The organism is Pseudomonas sp. P4_D7 (assembly GCF_056401755.1).
Genome location: NZ_JBFUIR010000029.1, coordinates 1 through 16,841, shown reverse-complemented (window position 1 = coordinate 16,841; position 16,841 = coordinate 1). Strand labels below are relative to the sequence as shown.

General features: G+C 60.4%; 15 protein-coding genes. 6 read left to right on the top strand and 9 right to left on the bottom strand.

Going from position 1 to position 16,841, the window contains the following annotated elements; translation table 11 throughout:
* Positions 1-29: 29 nt before the first annotated feature.
* Complete coding sequence (locus tag AC1DVF_RS18335) at positions 30-2,918, top strand: ATP-binding protein (protein ID WP_477782922.1); 2,889 nt, start codon at positions 30-32, stop codon at positions 2,916-2,918.
* On the opposite strand, the gene AC1DVF_RS18330 is transcribed toward AC1DVF_RS18335, so the two are convergent.
* Entirely contained in the window at positions 2,895-4,352 is a 1,458-nt protein-coding gene (locus tag AC1DVF_RS18330) for an ATP-binding protein (protein ID WP_099758568.1), read from the bottom strand. The two genes, AC1DVF_RS18335 and AC1DVF_RS18330, sit on opposite strands and share 24 nt — an antisense overlap.
* A 90-nt stretch (positions 4,353-4,442) precedes the next feature.
* Positions 4,443-5,393, bottom strand: coding sequence for a GlxA family transcriptional regulator (locus AC1DVF_RS18325; RefSeq protein ID WP_093439335.1), 951 nt, complete (start codon positions 5,391-5,393; stop codon positions 4,443-4,445).
* Between the two features lie 215 nt (positions 5,394-5,608).
* Here AC1DVF_RS18325 and AC1DVF_RS18320 point away from each other — a divergent pair, with 215 nt between their 5' ends.
* Positions 5,609-6,331, top strand: a complete 723-nt coding sequence (locus AC1DVF_RS18320; RefSeq protein ID WP_093439338.1) for a pirin family protein — start codon at positions 5,609-5,611, stop codon at positions 6,329-6,331.
* 49 nt (positions 6,332-6,380) lie between these two features.
* Here AC1DVF_RS18320 and AC1DVF_RS18315 read toward each other — a convergent pair whose 3' ends face one another.
* Positions 6,381-6,776, bottom strand: coding sequence for a hypothetical protein (locus AC1DVF_RS18315; protein ID WP_476334715.1), 396 nt, complete (start codon positions 6,774-6,776; stop codon positions 6,381-6,383).
* Positions 6,777-7,025: 249 nt separating this feature from the next.
* Positions 7,026-7,901, bottom strand: coding sequence for a LysR family transcriptional regulator (locus AC1DVF_RS18310; RefSeq protein ID WP_093439341.1), 876 nt, complete (start codon positions 7,899-7,901; stop codon positions 7,026-7,028).
* Positions 7,902-8,012: 111 nt separating this feature from the next.
* Between AC1DVF_RS18310 and AC1DVF_RS18305 the strand changes: the two genes are divergently transcribed.
* The 3 genes from AC1DVF_RS18305 to AC1DVF_RS18295 all read left to right on the top strand — a co-directional run bounded on the left by AC1DVF_RS18305 (position 8,013) and on the right by AC1DVF_RS18295 (position 11,329).
* Positions 8,013-9,212: a YbfB/YjiJ family MFS transporter gene (locus AC1DVF_RS18305; RefSeq protein WP_116255308.1), complete on the top strand. Its 1,200-nt coding sequence runs from the start codon at positions 8,013-8,015 to the stop codon at positions 9,210-9,212.
* A gap of 61 nt (positions 9,213-9,273) precedes the next feature.
* Entirely contained in the window at positions 9,274-10,272 is a 999-nt protein-coding gene (locus AC1DVF_RS18300; protein ID WP_093439347.1) for an NAD(P)H-quinone oxidoreductase, read from the top strand.
* Between the two features lie 112 nt (positions 10,273-10,384).
* Positions 10,385-11,329: an alpha/beta hydrolase gene (locus AC1DVF_RS18295; protein WP_460127857.1), complete on the top strand. Its 945-nt coding sequence runs from the start codon at positions 10,385-10,387 to the stop codon at positions 11,327-11,329.
* Here AC1DVF_RS18295 and AC1DVF_RS18290 read toward each other — a convergent pair.
* Positions 11,326-13,137 carry an ABC transporter ATP-binding protein gene (locus tag AC1DVF_RS18290; RefSeq protein WP_477782921.1) on the bottom strand — a complete coding sequence of 604 codons (1,812 nt, stop codon included), beginning with the start codon at positions 13,135-13,137 and terminating at the stop codon, positions 11,326-11,328. The genes AC1DVF_RS18295 and AC1DVF_RS18290 overlap by 4 nt on opposite strands.
* A gap of 221 nt (positions 13,138-13,358) precedes the next feature.
* Between AC1DVF_RS18290 and AC1DVF_RS18285 the strand changes: the two genes are divergently transcribed.
* On the top strand, positions 13,359-13,772 hold the full coding sequence (locus AC1DVF_RS18285; RefSeq protein WP_320337350.1) for a VOC family protein: 414 nt from the start codon (positions 13,359-13,361) through the stop codon (positions 13,770-13,772).
* Between the two features lie 57 nt (positions 13,773-13,829).
* On the opposite strand, the gene AC1DVF_RS18280 is transcribed toward AC1DVF_RS18285, so the two are convergent.
* The 4 genes from AC1DVF_RS18280 to AC1DVF_RS18265 form a co-directional block, all read right to left on the bottom strand.
* Positions 13,830-14,159, bottom strand: a complete 330-nt coding sequence (locus AC1DVF_RS18280) for a hypothetical protein (RefSeq protein ID WP_093439361.1) — start codon at positions 14,157-14,159, stop codon at positions 13,830-13,832.
* Positions 14,160-14,310: 151 nt separating this feature from the next.
* Complete coding sequence (gene rtcA, locus AC1DVF_RS18275; RefSeq protein ID WP_477782920.1) at positions 14,311-15,336, bottom strand: RNA 3'-terminal phosphate cyclase; 1,026 nt, start codon at positions 15,334-15,336, stop codon at positions 14,311-14,313.
* Positions 15,337-15,344: 8 nt separating this feature from the next.
* Positions 15,345-16,133, bottom strand: a complete 789-nt coding sequence (locus AC1DVF_RS18270; protein WP_186624919.1) for a nucleotidyltransferase domain-containing protein — start codon at positions 16,131-16,133, stop codon at positions 15,345-15,347.
* Between the two features lie 14 nt (positions 16,134-16,147).
* Positions 16,148-16,841: RtcB family protein (locus tag AC1DVF_RS18265; RefSeq protein WP_477782919.1), on the bottom strand; the 694-nt coding region annotated here is incomplete at its 5' end.

Below are 16,841 nucleotides of genomic sequence, written 5' to 3'. Positions count from 1 at the left end.
GTCCGCCGCAGCACCGCAGGAGTGAGCTGTTGAGTCTTTCCCCGAATCAGGCCCTCGGTTTTGGCCCCTATCGGATTCATCCCGGCCAACGCTTGGTGCTCGAAGGCGAGCAGCCGTTGCGCCTGGGCCGACGGGCGATGGACATCCTCCTGATTCTGCTGGCCCATGCCGGCGAAGTGGTGAGCAAGCAGCAACTGATGGCCGGGGTCTGGCCGGACAGCGTGGTCGAGGACATCAACCTGCGGGTGCACATGGCGGCACTGCGCAAAGCCCTCGGTGACGGTCAGGCCGGCCAGCGTTACATCATCACCGTGGCGCAACGCGGTTACAGTTTCGTCGCCCCGGTTCTACCGCAATCCATGGAGGAGCGTCCAGTGGGCGATGCTGGCGGTCGGCACAATTTGCCCTTGCGGCGCACGCGGATGCTCGGCCGCCAAGCGCTGGTCGACAGCTTGATGACGCAGTTGCCGCGCCAACGCTGCATCACCCTGGTCGGCCCCGGCGGGATCGGCAAGACCACGGTGGCCTTGCGCGTGGCCGAGCAGTTGATCGGGCATTACCGCGACGGTATTCGGCTGGTGGACCTGGCACCGCTCAACGATCCGCGGCTGATTTGCTCACACCTGGCCGCCCTGCTCGATCTGGCACTCCCCGAAGGCGATCCGCTGGCGGCGCTGGTCAATGGCCTGCAACAGCGACAGATGCTGTTATTGCTCGACAACTGCGAACACCTGATCGATGCCGTCGCGATGCTCAGCGAAAGCATTCTGCGCGGCGCGCCGAAGGTGCATATCCTCGCCACCAGCCGCGAGAGCCTGCGGGCGGAAGGCGAATTCGTGCAGCGTCTCGATTCGCTCGAATACCCATTGATGAACGCGACATTGAATCGTCAGCAAGCGCTGGATTATTCGGCGCTGCAACTGTTCATCGAACGGGCCACGGCCGCGCAGGAAAGCTTTGAACTGAGCGATGCGCAGTTGCCGCAAGCAATCGAAATCTGCCACCGACTCGACGGTATTCCTCTGGCGCTGGAGCTGGCGGCAGCGCAGGTCGCCGAACTGGGCCTGGAAGGTTTGCTGAGCCAGCTACAGGGCCGTTTGCCACCGCTGGCAGCGGGTAATCAAAGCAGTCTTGAGCGCCATCTCACCCTGCGCGCCACGCTGGACTGGAGCTTCAACCTGCTCGACCGGTGCGAACAAACCTGCCTGCGTCGTCTGAGCGTGTTTTGCGGAGGGTTTACCCTGGAGTCGGCGGCGGCCGTCATCGTCGGCCAACAGATCGATCCCGGTGTGGTGTGTGTATCGATCACCCAACTGGTGGCGAAATCCCTGCTCAGCGTCGAAGTCGGTGACGAAGAGGTGTTCTATCGTCTGCTCGACACGACCCGCCGCTATGCACTGGAAAAACTCGAGCACGCCGCCGAATGCGAAGAAACCCGCGAACGCCATGCCGAACGCTGCCTGGCATTGATGCAACAGGCGCAAAGCGATTGGGAAATGACACCGACGGCTTTGTGGATCGAGCGTTACGCCCGAGGGCTGGAAGACCTGCGCGCGGCACTGGACTGGAGCCTGAACGGTGTCAGCCCGGATAGTCTGGGGATTCGCCTGACAGCAGCGTCGGCGCCCCTGTGGCAAGAGTTGTCGCTGCTCAAGGAGTATGGCGGCTATGTGCGGCGGGCGCTGAGCCTGCTCGATGAACTCGGTGCCCCCTGCCCGCGTCTGAAAATCTCCCTGAAACTGGCCCTCGGCAGTGCCTGTTATCACACGTGGGGAGGCACCCCGGAAACCATCCAGGCGTTCGTCGAGGCTCGCCAGTTGGCCCTTGAGCACGACGACGTCGCCGGGCAATTGCGCGCGGTGTCCGGACACATGGCGGTCAACCTCAGTTGCGGGCACTACCGCATGGCGCTGGCGCAGAGTGAGCACTTCGATCGCCTCGGCGTGCACGGCGACCCACTGCTGTCATTGAGCACCCACCGTTTACGCGTGCTGGCCCTGCACTATGCCGGCGACCAGCCGCAGGCGCGCATTCATGCCGAGCAGGTGCTGCAGCGCATGGCACACAGCGGCCACGTCAACCGCTTCACCCACGGTTTTGGCGTGCAATACGACCAGAGCGTCGCGTCGCTGACGGTGCTGGCGCGGGTGCTATGGATGCAGGGATTGCCGGAGCAAGCGTGGCATTCGGCGCGACTGGCCCTGGATATTGCCGTGCAGATCGACCATGGCACCTCGATTTGTTACACCCTGGCACTGGCCAGTTGCCTGATCGCTCATTACAACGGCGATCAGCAGAACGCCCGGGCGCTGTTGCAACTGCTGCTGGAACAATCGCAGAAGCATTCGGTGCTGCTGTTCAACACGTGGGCGCGACATTACGCGCAGGTGATCGACACGCAAACCAGCACGCCCGTGCCGAAGAACAGCAGTGGGCTGATTCGGGAAATCATGGTGACGCTGGATGACCGCTTTGTGGATGACGCACTGTTTGAGCGAGCGCTGAGTGGTGATGCGGGATGGAGCACGGCGGAGATTTTGCGGGCTCGGGCTGCTGCGTTATTGAAAGACGATCCGGATTGCCTGGACGGGGCCCTTCGCGAGCAAGCTCGCTCCCACAGGGATTTTGGGTGTACTCGGAACCCATGTGAGAGCGAGCTTGCTCGCGAAGAGACCCTCAAGGAAGCCGAAGCACTCCTGCAACAATCGCTGACCATCGCCCGCAGCCAAGGTGCGCTCGCCTGGGAACTGCGCAGTGCCACCTCACTGGCGCAACTCTGGCAGCGCCAATCGCGCAGCCAAGAGGCGCTGGATTTGCTCACGCCGATTTATCAGCGCTTCACCGAGGGCTACGCGACCCCGGATTTGCGCAAGGTGCGCCTGCTGATCGACGATTTACGCGAGCACAGGCACGCCTGAGGCCCGGCGTATCCGGTTGATATAGAGCGTATGCCGGCGCTCAAGATCAATCCCTTCACCGCAACGCTCCAGTTGCTTGCGCGCATAGCAGCGAGTGGTGTGGAGCATTCGGTATCGGCCTGTGCTGCCGCCCCGCTCCGCCACCAGCAATGACTTGCACGCCAGGCCTTCAATGATCGCGGCAAGCCGCGACGACGCGAGTTGCGGGCAACTGATCACCGCCAGCGCCGCCTCCAGGGTAAACGCCATTTTGAACACCGATAACCGCTGTAGCGCGCGTTGTTCCTGCTCGCTCAAGCGTTGATAGCTCCAGTCGAGTGCCGCCTGCATCGATTGATGCCGCGGTACCGCGGTGCGCCGGCCATGGCTGAGCACTTGCAGACCATTGCTCATTTGCGCCTGTAAGCCGACCAATGCCAAGGCATCGATCTGCGCCGCCGCCAGTTCGATCGCCAGCGGCAAACCGTCGAGTTGGCGACAGATCTCCAGGACGGCTTTGACATCCTGTTCACGCAAGCAGAAATCATGCTGTCGTGCGCGAGCGCGGCTGACAAATAACTGCACCGCAGAATGGCCCATGGCTTCAGTGATGCAATCGCCTGCGGAACGTTTCGGCAGGGTCAGCGGTGGCACGCCCTGAAGGGTTTCCAGACCGACCTGCAAGGCCTCGCGGCTGGTGGCGAGAACCGACAGGCGGGGAGCGGCCTCGAGCAACGTTTCAACTGCTGCCCGGCAAGCGCCGAGACGGTGGTCACAGTTATCCAGCAGCAGCAACGCATGGCGAGTGGACAGTCCGGGCAAATCGCTTTCAAGAGTGCGTAGCACCTGATCGAGCAGCGGTGTGTCGTCGTCGATCAAGCTCAGATCGATCTGCCACACGCCGTCTCTGTAGTACTGCAACAGCAGTTCCGCGACCCGCAACGCGACAGTGGATTTACCCACACCAGCCGCCCCCGTGACGGTCATCAGCCGACACAGCGGCATTTGCCGCACCAGCCCGCCGACCAGCGAGTCGCGCCCGGCGACCGGGGTCAGTCGCGCCGGCAGATTATGCTCGGGCGTTCGCAGCCCCTCAAAGACCACTTGCGCGACGCTGTCGCAACGCACCGGGGCGATAAAACTGTAACCGCATTGCGGCACGTTAACGATGTAGCGCTGACCGTTTTCGCCGTCACCCAAGGCGCGCCTGAGCGCGGCGATGTGCACGCGCAGGTTGATCTCCTCGACCACCGACGTTGGCCAAACCAGGGCAATCAATTGCTCCTTCCTGACCACTCGCCCGGCACGCTCGACCAGCACCTGCAAAATGTCCAGCGCACGACCGCCCATGCGTAAAGGCCGATCTCCGTCGAGTATCAGCCGTTGGCGCAGGTGGAAGGCGAAGGGGCCGAAATGCAGCACCGACGCCGTGTTCAAATCGATGAGGCTATCCATGCCAACTATCTTGGCAGCCTCAGATGACGCGACAACCGCTACACGAGACTCAATTCGGACATACGGGTGCGCCAGACGGACAACAGCGCTCTAGCTGAACTGTTCGCGGTATTGCGCGGGCGTCAGGCCGAGCTTTTCAGCGAACAGCGAACGCATGTGCCGCACACTGCCGAAACCACTTTTGTAAGCCACGGTTTTAAGAGGCAGATCGCTGGTTTCCAGCAAGTTTCGTGCGCAGTCGATGCGCGCACTTTGCAGAAACTCCATCGGCGTCATGTTGATGTCGCGGGTGAACACCCGCGCGAAGTGCCGCGCGCTCATATTGGCAATCGCCGCCATGCGCTCGACCGTGAAGGCTTCGTCGAGGTGTTCCAGCACGTAACTCTGCGCGCGGGTAATCGGCGTTTCCTGCGGTGCCACGGCAGCCATCAACGGGCTGAACTGCGCCTGCCCGCCCTGGCGTTTCATCACCACCAGCAGGACTTTGGCCACATCCTGCGCGAGCTTCTTGCCGTGATCGCGGGCGATCACAGCCAGCGCCATATCGATCCCCGCCGTAACGCCTCCCGAGGTGATCAGGTTGCGATCCTCGACATAGATCTGATCAGTCGTGACATGGGCTTTCGGGAACCCCTTGATCAGGCGCTCGGTGTAGTTCCAGTGCGTGGTTACACGGTAACCGTCAAGCAAACCGGCGTGCCCCAGGACAAAAGCACCAGTGCAGATAGATCCGAAGTACTCGACGCGCCGGACTGCGTCTTTGAGCCAGGCAAACAACGACGGGAACTGCTGGTTGTAGGCACCGGGGCCTCCCGGCACCAGCAGCAAATCATAACGCTCGGTGTCGTCGCCAATGATCCGGTCGGCCTGCACCATCACACCATTGGAGGCCCGCAGCGGGCCCTCTTCGGTGCCAAGGGTGATCAATTGATAATGCGCATCGGGTTTCAGGTAGCGATTGGCAACCGAAAAAACCTCCAATGGCCCGGCCATGTCGAGCAGAAGAAAGTCGGGAAACAGCACCATTGCCACGGTTTTCATGGGAAGACATCACTTCAATCAGAGAGACATGATACGGACCAGACATTATGGCCAACTGTAGCCGTTTGAGCGCAAAAGTTTTGTGTGAAGGCTATCGCAAAACTGTCAACCTGACAGGGACAGTCTTTCAATTTTCATCTACTTATTGCGCAGTACAGTAAACAGTAACCTTCTCCTCACTCGGACGAATTCACGTCCCGCAAGGAGATTTCATCATGCTGACCCTTCGCAAAGCCTCCGATCGTGGCCTCGCCAATCATGGCTGGTTGAAGTCCTTTCACACCTTTTCCTTTGCCAGCTACCGTGACCCGCGTGAGCAGGGTTTTTCCGATCTGCTGGTGATTAACGATGACCGCGTCGCTGCCGGCAAAGGCTTCGGCCAACACCCGCATCGCGACATGGAGATCTTTTCCTACGTGCTGGAAGGCGCACTGGAACACAAAGACACCTTGGGTACCGGTTCGGTGATCCGCCCAGGCGATGTGCAACTGATGAGTGCTGGCAGCGGCGTAGCGCACAGCGAGTTCAACCATTCGGCGACCAAACCGGTGCATTTCCTGCAGATCTGGATCGTGCCGGAAGTCAGCGGTGCCAAACCGCGTTATCAACAGGAACATTTCAGCGCACAGAAAAAACGCGGTCGCCTGCAATTGATCATCTCGCCGGACGGCAACGGCGGTTCGCTGAAAGTGCGTCAGGACGCACGAGTCTTTGCCGGGCTGTTCGACGGTAAAGAAACTGCCACGCTGGAGCTGCCAGCCAACCGTTATGCCTACGTGCATGTGGCGCGTGGCAGTGTTGAACTCAATGGCCAGCCCTTGCAGGAAGGTGACGGCGTACGGGTTCGCGAAGAACAGTTGCTGACCTTGAGCAATGGTGTCGATGCCGAGGTGCTGGTGTTCGACTTGCGGCCGCAGGAGTTGCCAGAAATGCCATGATGCGGTGTTTCAATGCTCACGAAAAACGGCCTTCTTTGAAGGCCGTTTTCTATTGTGGTGATTCGGGTGCTTGTTGCGAAGCAGGTCTTGGTGCACTTATATCCTTGCCGATCTGGATTGCGGCGAGTGTCGTCTGCAAGGTGGTTAATACCGCTGCTTGATTGGCAAAGTGCGCCCCTACGACGACGGTGATCATTCCGAGAAAATGAACGGCGGTCGTCGCCCAGTAATGCGCCTTCACTGTCGAGGCATGTTTGATGGCTTCTTTTGAGTCTTCGGCGATTTGTTGTACGCCGTCCCACATCAGATCGTATCGTTTGTCTCTCTCCGCCTGAGTCAAAAGATAAGCTTCGATTTTTTCCGACACACCCTCGAACCGAGCGTCCATTCTGGTCTCAATGGTTTCTATCCTGGCATTGAATTCTTCACGACTGATAGCGTTCATGGCTTGAGTATTCCGACCTTTGCTCGCAAGGTCACTGATTGGGTTTTGACTGAATTCCGTGGTTCTCAATTCGACACCTTCCTGGGTTTACCGATACCGTCCCTGGTATCAACATCAGTGCGAGCCCTGCGCCCCTCACCGACATGACGAAACAATAGGCCCCATCCAACCGCCTCACAAGCCGGGAGATTCTGCCTCTGATGTAGGCCGTTTCGTCAGAGCTTGTAGCCCTGCCAAAAGAACGTCTGCCTAGTCATTCTCCGACGCGAACACGTCGACAATCTGCTCAATCACCGCCCGCACCCGCGCGGTATGCCGCAAGTCCGCGTGGGTCACCAACCACACTTCGTACGGCAATGGTCGAGTGCGCTCCGGCCAGAGCCTGATCAGGCCATCGCGCTCGCCCATGTACACCGGGATTTCTCCTACACCCAACCCTGCGGCAATTGACCGGCGGACGAGCAAACTGGAACTGAGGCTGGCGACGATGCGACCGCGACTTAGCGGCTCCGACACCAGGGTCAGGTCCTTTTTGCTTTGCAGATACGGTTGATAGACCACCAGATCATGCCCCTCAAACGCTGTGTCCGGTTGCGGCACGCCATTGGCGTCTATATAGGCCTGAGAGGCGAACAGGCCCACCGGCCATCGGGCGATTCGCCGAGCGATCAGATCAGGATTGTCCGGCCGGGTGTTGCGCACCGCGATATCCGCCTCGCGCTTGGCCAGGCTGAGGATCTGCGTGGACGCGTCCAGTTGCACTCGTACGTCCGGGTGCTGCTCGTGCAAACGGGCGATGGCCGGGATCAGAAAGTCGATCGCCAGCGAATCCGTGGTACTGACGCGCACCGTGCCGGTCAGGCGATCATCCAGGCCCTGAATCTGCCGCTCCAGCTCCAGTGCCGAATGCTCCATTTTCTCCACACTCCTGAGCGCCGCCTCACCGACAGCGGTCAACGCGTAGCCGTCGGAGGTGCGCAGGAACAACGTAGCGCTCAGGGACTTTTCCAGCGCCGTGATCCGTCGCCCGACAGTGGCCTGATCCACCCCCAAAACCCGTGCAGCGCCACGTAGCGTCGACTCGCGGCAAACGGCCAGAAATACCCGTGCGTCATCCCAATTCATGCTGCCTCCAAGTGATGCAAATTCGCATCGCAGCAACGCTAAATCGCTGCATTAACGCAGCAACAATAGCCGATATGCTGAACGCCATAAACCTTCCGCGAGATCGCTATCATGCGCACTTCAACCTCCACCGGTATCTGGCTGCCGATTTTCGCCGGCCTCTGCGCCAGCCTGGTCAGCATCGGGCTGGCGCGTTTCGCTTACACCCCATTGATCCCTTCGCTGATTGAGGCGCAGTGGTTCAGCGCCAACGATGTGGTTTACCTCGGTGCGGCCAATCTGGTGGGCTACCTGATCGGCGCTCTGCTCGGCCGGCCGACAGCGCGCCAGCTCGGCAATAAAAATGCCTTGCGATTGATGATGCTGGTGGTCACGGCGGCATTTTTTGCCTGCGCGTTTCCGTTGTCGGTGAGCTGGTTCTTCGGCTGGCGACTGCTGTCGGGGATTGCCGGCGGTGCGATCATGGTGCTGGTAGCCGCGACAGTTCTGCCGCATGTTCCGCCGGCGCGTAAAGGGCTGGCCAGTGGCGCGATCTTTCTCGGCATCGGTCTTGGCATTGCCGGTTCCGGGACGCTGGTGCCGCCGCTGTTGAGCCTCGGTTTGCAAGCGACATGGCTGGGCCTGGGGGCTTTGGCCTTGGTGCTGACGGCGCTGAGCTGGTTTGGCTGGCCGGCTGATTTCCTGCACCCGGTCGTTGCGCAAGAAACGGTGTCCGCAGAACCGACACCGCGCGGTGTGTATTTGCTGTTCGCCCAATACGCCTTCATGGCCGCTGGCCTGGTGCCGGCCATGGTGTTTCTGGTGGATTACGTGGCACGTGGACTCGGCGCCGGGGCACATATCGGCGCGCTGATCTGGGTGATGTACGGTTTGGGCGCAATTGTCGGCCCGGTGAGTTATGGCTTTCTTGCCGATAAGCTTGGCGCACGTTCCGGCATTCGCCTGGTGCTGGTGGTGCAGGCGATTGCCCTTGGGTTGCTGGCAATGACTCACTCGTTTCTGGCGCTGGCGTTGCTGGCGGTTATTCTCGGTTCATTTCCGCCCGGCATTGTGCCGCTGGCTCTGGCGCGAGTGCATGAGCTGGTGCCGGAACACCATCGCCAGCAGATCGCCTGGAGCCGTGCCACGGTGTCATTCGCCACCTTTCAGGCGCTGGCCGGATTTGCCTATTCAGCGCTGTTCAATGCCAGCGGCGGTCATCACGCGCTGTTGTTCATCATTGCCGCTGGCGCAATCGTCGTGGCGCTGCTGCTGGAGCAAGCCATGAAATGGCTGCCCGCCCCTACTGAGTCGCGCTGCTGTGCAAATTGAAGGGAATCATTGCTTGCATAGCACGCTCCCATCTACAGAACTTATGCCAACAGGAATCGATATGTCCCTGCCCAACGAAATGACCCGAATCGAAATCAGCGAACCCGGTGGCCCCGACGTCTTGCAACCCAAACGCGTGGCGCTTCCAGCCGTCGCAGAAGGCGAGGTGCTGATCCGCGTACACGCCGCCGGGATCAACCGGCCGGACGCCTTGCAGCGTGCCGGCAAATACCCGATGAAACCCGGCATGAACCCAATTCCCGGGCTTGAGGTCGCCGGCGAAATCGTGGCACTCGGAGCCGGTGTCAGTCAGTTCGCCGTGGGCGACAACGTCTGCGCGCTGACCAACGGCGGCGGTTATGCCGAATACTGCGCCGTCCCCGCCGGCCAGACCCTGCCGATTCCACACGGTCTGGACTGGGTGCACGCCGCCGCAATCCCGGAAACCTTCTTTACCGTGTGGGCCAACCTGTTCGGCCTCGGTGGCGCCAGTCGTGGTCAGCGCGCACTGATTCACGGTGGCACCAGCGGCATCGGCACAACCGCACTGATGCTGTGCCGCGAATTCGGTATTGAAGCGTTTGCCACCGCCGGCAGCCCGGACAAATGCGCAGCGATTCGCGATCTCGGTGGCGCAGCGATCAATTATCGCGATGAGGATTTCGCGGCAGTCATCGCCGAGAAAACCGCAGGCCAAGGCGTCAATGTGATCCTCGACATCATGGGCGGCTCGTACCTCAACGATAACGTCAGCGCCCTGGCGATGGATGGCCGACTGGTCATGCTCGGTTTCCTCGGCGGCGCACGGGCCAATGACTTTGACTTGCTGGCAATGATGGCCAAACGTGCGGTGATCACCGGTTCCCTGTTGCGCGCCCGTACCGCTGCTGAAAAAGCTGCGATTGCCGATCAACTGCGCGAGCACGTATGGCCGGCGCTGGCTGCCGGGCGCTGCCTGCCGATGATCGACAAGGTCTACCCGCTCGCCGACGCCGCTCAGGCTCACGCGCACATGGAGGCTGGCGACCATATCGGCAAGATCGTTCTGCAGGTCGTGTGAGTCTTTGCAGCATTTGGTAATTGTTGCGCCGGGGCAGTGGTCGAAAAACTCACGCGCAGACCGAGGCATCTGGTAAAAAGCCTTCTTTGTCTGCGCCTGGGTGAAACGTTTAATGTTCCTGTCCTTCATGACGCGTCTGCGACGCCGCCGTTTGGCGTTTGCCTGCATGGCCGCGCTGATTATCGGCGTGCCGACCAGTTGTGCCGTGCTCGAACACACCGAACGCAAACTGCTGTTTCGCATCGAACCGGGCACCGCCGGTTGGTATCGCGGCTTGCCCGGCAGCGTGCAGGAACTCGACCTGCAACCGAAAAGCTTCAAGGCCGGGGAAAACATTCATGCCTGGTGGTGGCCGGCGGAAAAAGCCAATGCGCCGGCCATTCTCTATCTGCATGGCGTGCGCTGGAACCTCACCGGGCAGTTGTTCCGCATCGAGCAACTGCGCGCTGCGGGCTATTCCGTGCTGGCCATCGACTACCGAGGATTCGGCAAGAGCCATGGTGATCTGCCGTCGGAAAGCAGCGTTTACGAAGATGCGCGGGTGGCGTGGGAACGCTTCAAACTACTGCAACCGGACCCGGCCAAACGCCTGATCTATGGCCACTCCCTCGGTGGCGCCGTGGCCATCGATCTGGCCGCGGAACTCGGCCAGGCCGCCGCTCGCGATCATTCTGCATTGCCGGTTCGCGGACTGGTGATCGAGTCCACCTTCACCACGCTGGCGGATGTTGCCGCGTCGGTGGCCAACACTTCGCTGCCGGTGCGCTGGCTGCTGTCGCAGAAATTCGACTCGATCGACAAGATCGCGGATATCCACATGCCGCTGCTGGTGGTCCACGGTTTAGCTGACGCTTTCGTGCCGCCGCGCTTCAGCGAGCAACTGTTCAACGCCGCGCAACAACCCAAGCGCCTGCTGTTGGTGCCGGGCGCGACGCATAACAACAGCATGGCGCTCGGCGGGCAGAATTACCGTAAGGCGCTCGACCGCCTGATGCAGAGCAAACCGGCCCCCCGGGTGGCCGGACCTGCCACCGTGCGCAACGGGCGGGACACTTAACGGTAGCCGCGAGCCTGCAAATCGAACAGTTCCGCGTAATGCCCAGCGGCGGCGATCAATTGATCGTGGCCGCCCTGCTCCAGAATCCGGCCTTGTTGCAGCACGATGATGTGGTCGGCATTGCGCACGCTGGAAAACCGATGGGAAATCAGCAACGTCATGCGACCTTCGCTGTGCTGGCTGAAATGCTCGAACACCGCCGCCTCGGCCGCCGGGTCAAGGGCGGACGTTGGCTCATCGAGGATCAGAATATCGGCATCACGGCGCATATACGCGCGGGACAAGGCAATCTTCTGCCACTGCCCGCCAGACAATTCCTGGCCACCGGCAAACCAGCGTCCCAACTGCGTGGCATAACCCTTGTCGAGCCCTTCGATGAAGGGGGCCGCCATGCCTTGGGCCGCGGCCTCCTGCCAGCGTTGCGCGTCGTTGAACGCCAGGGTATCGCCGACGCCAATGTTTTCTCCGACGCTGAACTGGTAGCGGATGTAGTCCTGAAAAATCACCCCAATGCGCCGACGTAACGCGGTCTCCTGCCAATCCTGCAAATCGCTGCCGTCGAGCAGAATGCGCCCTTGATCGGGGCGGTAGAGCCGGGTCAGCAACTTGATCAGCGTGGTCTTGCCTGAACCGTTCTCGCCGACCAGCGCCATGCTCTGGCCTGGCACCAGTTGCAGGTCAATGTTTTCCAGCGCTGGCCGACTGGCACCCGGATAACGGAAACCGACGTTCTCGAAACGCAAACCATCGCCCGGGCAGACGCCGACCGTCAGGTGACCGCTATCGACCTGAACCGGTTCGGCCAGGTATTCATACAGACTGGTCAGGTAGAGACCGTCTTCGTACAGGCCACTGATCGCACTCAGACTGCTGCTCACAGCGCTTTGGCCTTGCTTGAACAGCACCAGATACATGGTCATCTGACCAAGGCTGATCTGGCCATGTACGGCATCGATGACCACCCAGGCATAGGCCGCATAGAAGGCCGCGGTACCAAGCAGGCCGAGGCCGAAACCCCAGCCATCGCGCCGCAACGTCAAACGGCGGTCTTCGGCATACAGCCTGGCGAACGTGTCGCGGTAGCGTTGCAGTAACAGCGGCGCGAAGCCGAACAGCTTGACCTCTTTAATATAGGTTTCGTGGGACAGCAGGGTTTCGATGTAATTCTGCTGCCGACTCTCCGGCGCACGGCGAGTAAACAAACGAAAGGCGTCACCGGAAAAATGCGCTTCGGCAAAAAACACCGGTAACGCACCGACCACCAGCAACGCCAGCGCCCAAGGGGAAAAATGCACCAGCAGCACCCCGAAGCTGATCAGCATGATCAGGTTTTGAATCAAACCCAACGACTTCATGACCAGCGCCAGTGGCCGGGTCGAAGCCTCGCGACGGACACGCACCAATTTGTCGTAGAACTCGGAGTTTTCGAACTGCACCAGTGACAGGGTCTGCGCTTTCTGCAAAATCAGCGTATTGACCTTCTGCCCCAGTTGCACCCGCAACAGCGATTGCTGCACCGACAGTGCCCGTTGCGTGCCGGACAACAGCGCCAATACACCGGCCTCCAACAACACGTAACGCAACACGGGCCACAGCGGCGCACTGCCGTGCTGCGCGTGCAACTGCATCGCTGCCACCACCGCATCGACAATCCGCTGGCCCAACCATGCCGCCAGCGCCGGCAGCAAACCGGCAACCAACGTTGCCAGCACCAGCCCCAGAAACAAGCCACGCGATGTCCCCCAGACCAGGCGCAAGGCTCGCTGCGCCTGATCGAACAAGGACGTGAAACGCGATAGATCAGGCATTGGGCATTGGACTCTGCAGGTGATGATTGTGCGTCATGGTACTCCAGCGCTACGACTGAATTTCAAACGACGACCACGTTATCGTCGACGTGCTTTTCAGAACAAAAAAATCTGGAAGACTCAGCCCTTTCCGGCGTCCAACGCTCTGCTATGGTTTAACCGCCCTACGCGGAACCCGGCGACACCCGCCCGCTCCGCGCCTGACTGCCGGGAGCAGAGACATGAGAATCAATCCCTACCTGATCTTCAACGGAGATTGCCGCGCGGCCTTCACCTTTTACGAGCAAGCCTTGCAAGGAAAGCTTGAGGCGATGATGACGTTCGGCGAAACACCCGCCGCCGAACAAGTGCCCAAAGAACACCACGACCTGATCATTCACACCTGTCTGAAGGTGGGTGAGCAGATGATCATGGCCTCGGACACCACACCCGATCGCCCGACTCAGGGCATGAGTGGCTGTTCGATTTCGCTGAACGTCGACAGCATCGCCGAAGCCGAGCGCGTGTTCAACGCACTGGCCAGCGACGGCCGCATCGACATGCCGCTGGAAGCGACGTTCTGGGCRGCGCGTTTCGGCATGCTGGTCGATCGTTTTGGCGTGTCGTGGATGGTCAACTGCGAGAGCGAAAAGTAACCCTGACATTTCGTCGGGCATGAAAAAGCCCAACCGGTTCAGGTTGGGCTTTTTGCTTCAGCGCTGGGCCAATTCGTGGCGTACACATTGTTCGTAATAGGTCTGCTTGACAGCTGCAGGCTTGAGTTTCGACGTGCTGTTGTAGGTTTGCTCGGTGATTCCCATCGCGGTCATACGCATCCACGGTTGCTGGAATCGTCGCACCTGCAATTGTTTGCGCGCGCCATACAGCGAGACGCCTGACAGCTTCGATTGCTGAGCACCGGCAGCGATATCCGAACCCCAGGTGCAGGCAAAGCGATGGCTTTTGCTTAACTCTTTCGCCTGCACGCCTGTGGCGAAGACAGCCAGGGAAAGCGTTGCAACGGTGATAACAATCGTCCGCATAGAGCCCACCTAACCTTTTGAAAAAAGGCGATTTTGCCGGGGAAGCGAACGCCCGGGGGCCAGCAATTTGCCGCCTTTTCAGAGTTTTTTGCGGGCCAAAAAAAGGGCGACAGGATTCCCGATGAAATCCTGTCGCCCTGTTCATGACCAATCAACTGCCAATGACCTCAACACGCAGTCGATCGGCACCCTCCTCGCGACAATCAATACGAACCGGCAAGAACAGCTCGATCACCGCGATATTGCTGTGCAAATGCTCGGTCATGCGCGGCGTGGTGAACGAGCCACCACCGGCCAGCGCCATTGGCAACAGCAACTGATCGGCGAGGTGTTCAGCCACCGCAGCGCCACTGCGCAACCAGTCGGCAGCCTGACTGATCGCAGCATCGGCAACCTTCTCTGCGCGCAATGACACTTGGCCAAACGCGCTGAACACCTCGGTGACGTGTTCGAAAGCGTACTCCAGCAGCAACACGTTGCCTGGCCCGCGAGCCGGATCGAGTGTCACAGGATGCAGCGCCGTAGCCGGAAGATTCAATCGCTTGGCCACTCGGCTCAGCTCACGTTGGGCGACCGTAGGTCCAAGCCCGGCGGTCAGAGCCCACGCGCTTGGTGAAATCGCTTCGCCACGGTCACACAGATCGAGTCGCGTCATGTTCGCCGGTTGCACATTCACCTCAATCTCGCCACCGCCGGCCGGGGCAAAACCATGGCGCAACAAGTCCAGCTCAACGTTGGCACCCATGCGGCGCAGCAGCGGCAGCCAACTGCGCGTGAGAAAATCGGCCGGCGGCGCGAGCGGGTTATGCGTGCCACCGGAAATCCGCAGCCGACTCGCCTGCGGTGCCCGTAACAGTGCTGGCAACAAAGTCTGTAACACCAGTGTGCAACTGCCGGCCGTGCCGATGGCGAATTGAAAGTCGCCAGCGCGAATCGCGCCGGGTTCGAAGCTCAAGGCTTGCGAACCCAAATGTGCACCGCCAACCGTTGCACCACACACCTCGGCCGCCGCCATCACCGCCGTTAAGTGTTGGCGCAGCAGTCCCGGACGGCTGCGCCTGGCACGAATCTGTTTAATGCGAAACGCCCTGCCCGTCACCATCGATAGGCTCAAGGCGCTGCGCAACACCTGGCCGCCACCGATGGCACCGTCCAGTTCTATCACTTCCTGTTTCATGGCATTCCTTACGCGTACAGCCCGACGGTATCCCGGAGGTACTGATCCAGCCGTCGCGAGTCTTCCTGAGTTCTGAGTAATGTGGGCACTTCGCGCTCAAGTTCAGCGGCGATGAACCCGTGCAACGCCGGACGACGCGGCCCGTAGGCGCTCTCGTCGGCATTGCGTTTGAGGGCGAGCAATTCGTCGACTTCATCGAGCAACGCGCGGTCGTCGACGGTGGTCAGCAGGTCGGCGAACGTCATCGGCGGCCGCCCTCGGCCTTGGTCGATCCAGCGCACCGCCAGCAGTGGCCGCAGCACGTAGAAGTACTTCTTGAAACGCACGGTTTCACCTTGCAGGTAACCGCGAAAGTTCTTCTTTGCCATCGACAGATAGTGATTGCGCGCTGCTGGCGGGCTGTAGAACGCTTCGGCGAGTTCGCGCAGCTGTGCCACCTGCGCGGTTTCACTGCGATAAACCAGCGGCGAGTCGAGCCACTCCAGCAAGGTCGGATTGGATTTGCGCAATAACCCGAGGGTCTTGCGCAGCTCCCAACCACTGACGTCGAGCTCATCGTCCAGCGGACGCTCGATCACATCACGCGGCGCATCGACCTGAACGAACCACTCGGGCTTCTCCACGTAGACAAACCGCACGTCGTAATCGCTGTCGGTCGAGGCAAAACCCCAGGCCCGACTGCCGGATTCACAGGCGTACAGCACCGTGACATTGCGCTCGCGTTCTATCCGCGCCAGCTCTTCCAGAACCCGCGCGCGCATGGTGGTGCACAGCGGGTGACGTTCTTCCAGTTCCATGACTTGCTTTCCTTTTATCCTTTGACGCACACCACCTGACGCAAGGTGTGCAGCACTTCCACCAGCTCACGCTGGGCGTGCATGACTTTGTCGATGTCCTTGTAGGCCATCGGAATCTCGTCGATCACCGCCTCGTCCTTGCGGCACTCCACATGGGCCGTGGCGCGAATCTGATCCTCGACAGTGAACGTATTCTTGGCCTTGGTCCGACTCATGGTGCGGCCGGCGCCGTGGCTGCAGGAACTGAAGGATTCTTCGTTACCCAGGCCGCGGACAATGAAACTCTTGGCGCCCATCGAGCCTGGAATAATCCCCAACTCGCCCTTCTTCGCCGACACCGCACCTTTGCGCGTGACCAGTACCTCTTCGCCGAAATGCCGCTCTTTCTGCACGTAGTTGTGGTGGCAGTTGACCGCTTCCAGCGCCACTTCGAACGGCTTGCGGATAATCTGCCGTGTCGCTTGAATCACCGCGCGCATCATCAGCTCGCGGTTCTGTTTGGCGAAGTCCTGCGCCCAACCCACCGCTTCCACGTAATCATCAAAGTGCTGACTGCCCTCTTCGAAGTAGGCCAGATCACGATCCGGCAGGTTGGCGATGTGCTGTCGCATATCCGCCTGAGCCATCTGGATGAACAGGTTGCCGATGGCATTGCCGACGCCACGCGAGCCGCTGTGCAACATGAACCAGACCCGGTTGGCTTCATCC

Excerpts from the sequence above, each read along its gene's own strand:
- AC1DVF_RS18315 (WP_476334715.1), bottom strand. The coding sequence starts at position 6,776 with ATGAACGCTATCAGTCGTGAAGAATTCAATGCCAGGATAGAAACCATT.
- AC1DVF_RS18305 (WP_116255308.1), top strand. The coding sequence starts at position 8,013 with ATGCGCACTTCAACCTCCACCGGTATCTGGCTGCCGATTTTCGCCGGC.
- AC1DVF_RS18300 (WP_093439347.1), top strand. The coding sequence starts at position 9,274 with ATGTCCCTGCCCAACGAAATGACCCGAATCGAAATCAGCGAACCCGGT.
- rtcA (WP_477782920.1), bottom strand. The coding sequence starts at position 15,336 with ATGAAACAGGAAGTGATAGAACTGGACGGTGCCATCGGTGGCGGCCAG.
- AC1DVF_RS18295 (WP_460127857.1), top strand. The coding sequence starts at position 10,385 with ATGTTCCTGTCCTTCATGACGCGTCTGCGACGCCGCCGTTTGGCGTTT.
- AC1DVF_RS18325 (WP_093439335.1), bottom strand. The coding sequence starts at position 5,393 with ATGAAAACCGTGGCAATGGTGCTGTTTCCCGACTTTCTTCTGCTCGAC.
- AC1DVF_RS18290 (WP_477782921.1), bottom strand. The coding sequence starts at position 13,137 with ATGCCTGATCTATCGCGTTTCACGTCCTTGTTCGATCAGGCGCAGCGA.
- AC1DVF_RS18280 (WP_093439361.1), bottom strand. The coding sequence starts at position 14,159 with ATGCGGACGATTGTTATCACCGTTGCAACGCTTTCCCTGGCTGTCTTC.
- AC1DVF_RS18330 (WP_099758568.1), bottom strand. The coding sequence starts at position 4,352 with ATGGATAGCCTCATCGATTTGAACACGGCGTCGGTGCTGCATTTCGGC.
- AC1DVF_RS18320 (WP_093439338.1), top strand. The coding sequence starts at position 5,609 with ATGCTGACCCTTCGCAAAGCCTCCGATCGTGGCCTCGCCAATCATGGC.
- AC1DVF_RS18270 (WP_186624919.1), bottom strand. The coding sequence starts at position 16,133 with ATGGAACTGGAAGAACGTCACCCGCTGTGCACCACCATGCGCGCGCGG.
- AC1DVF_RS18310 (WP_093439341.1), bottom strand. The coding sequence starts at position 7,901 with ATGAATTGGGATGACGCACGGGTATTTCTGGCCGTTTGCCGCGAGTCG.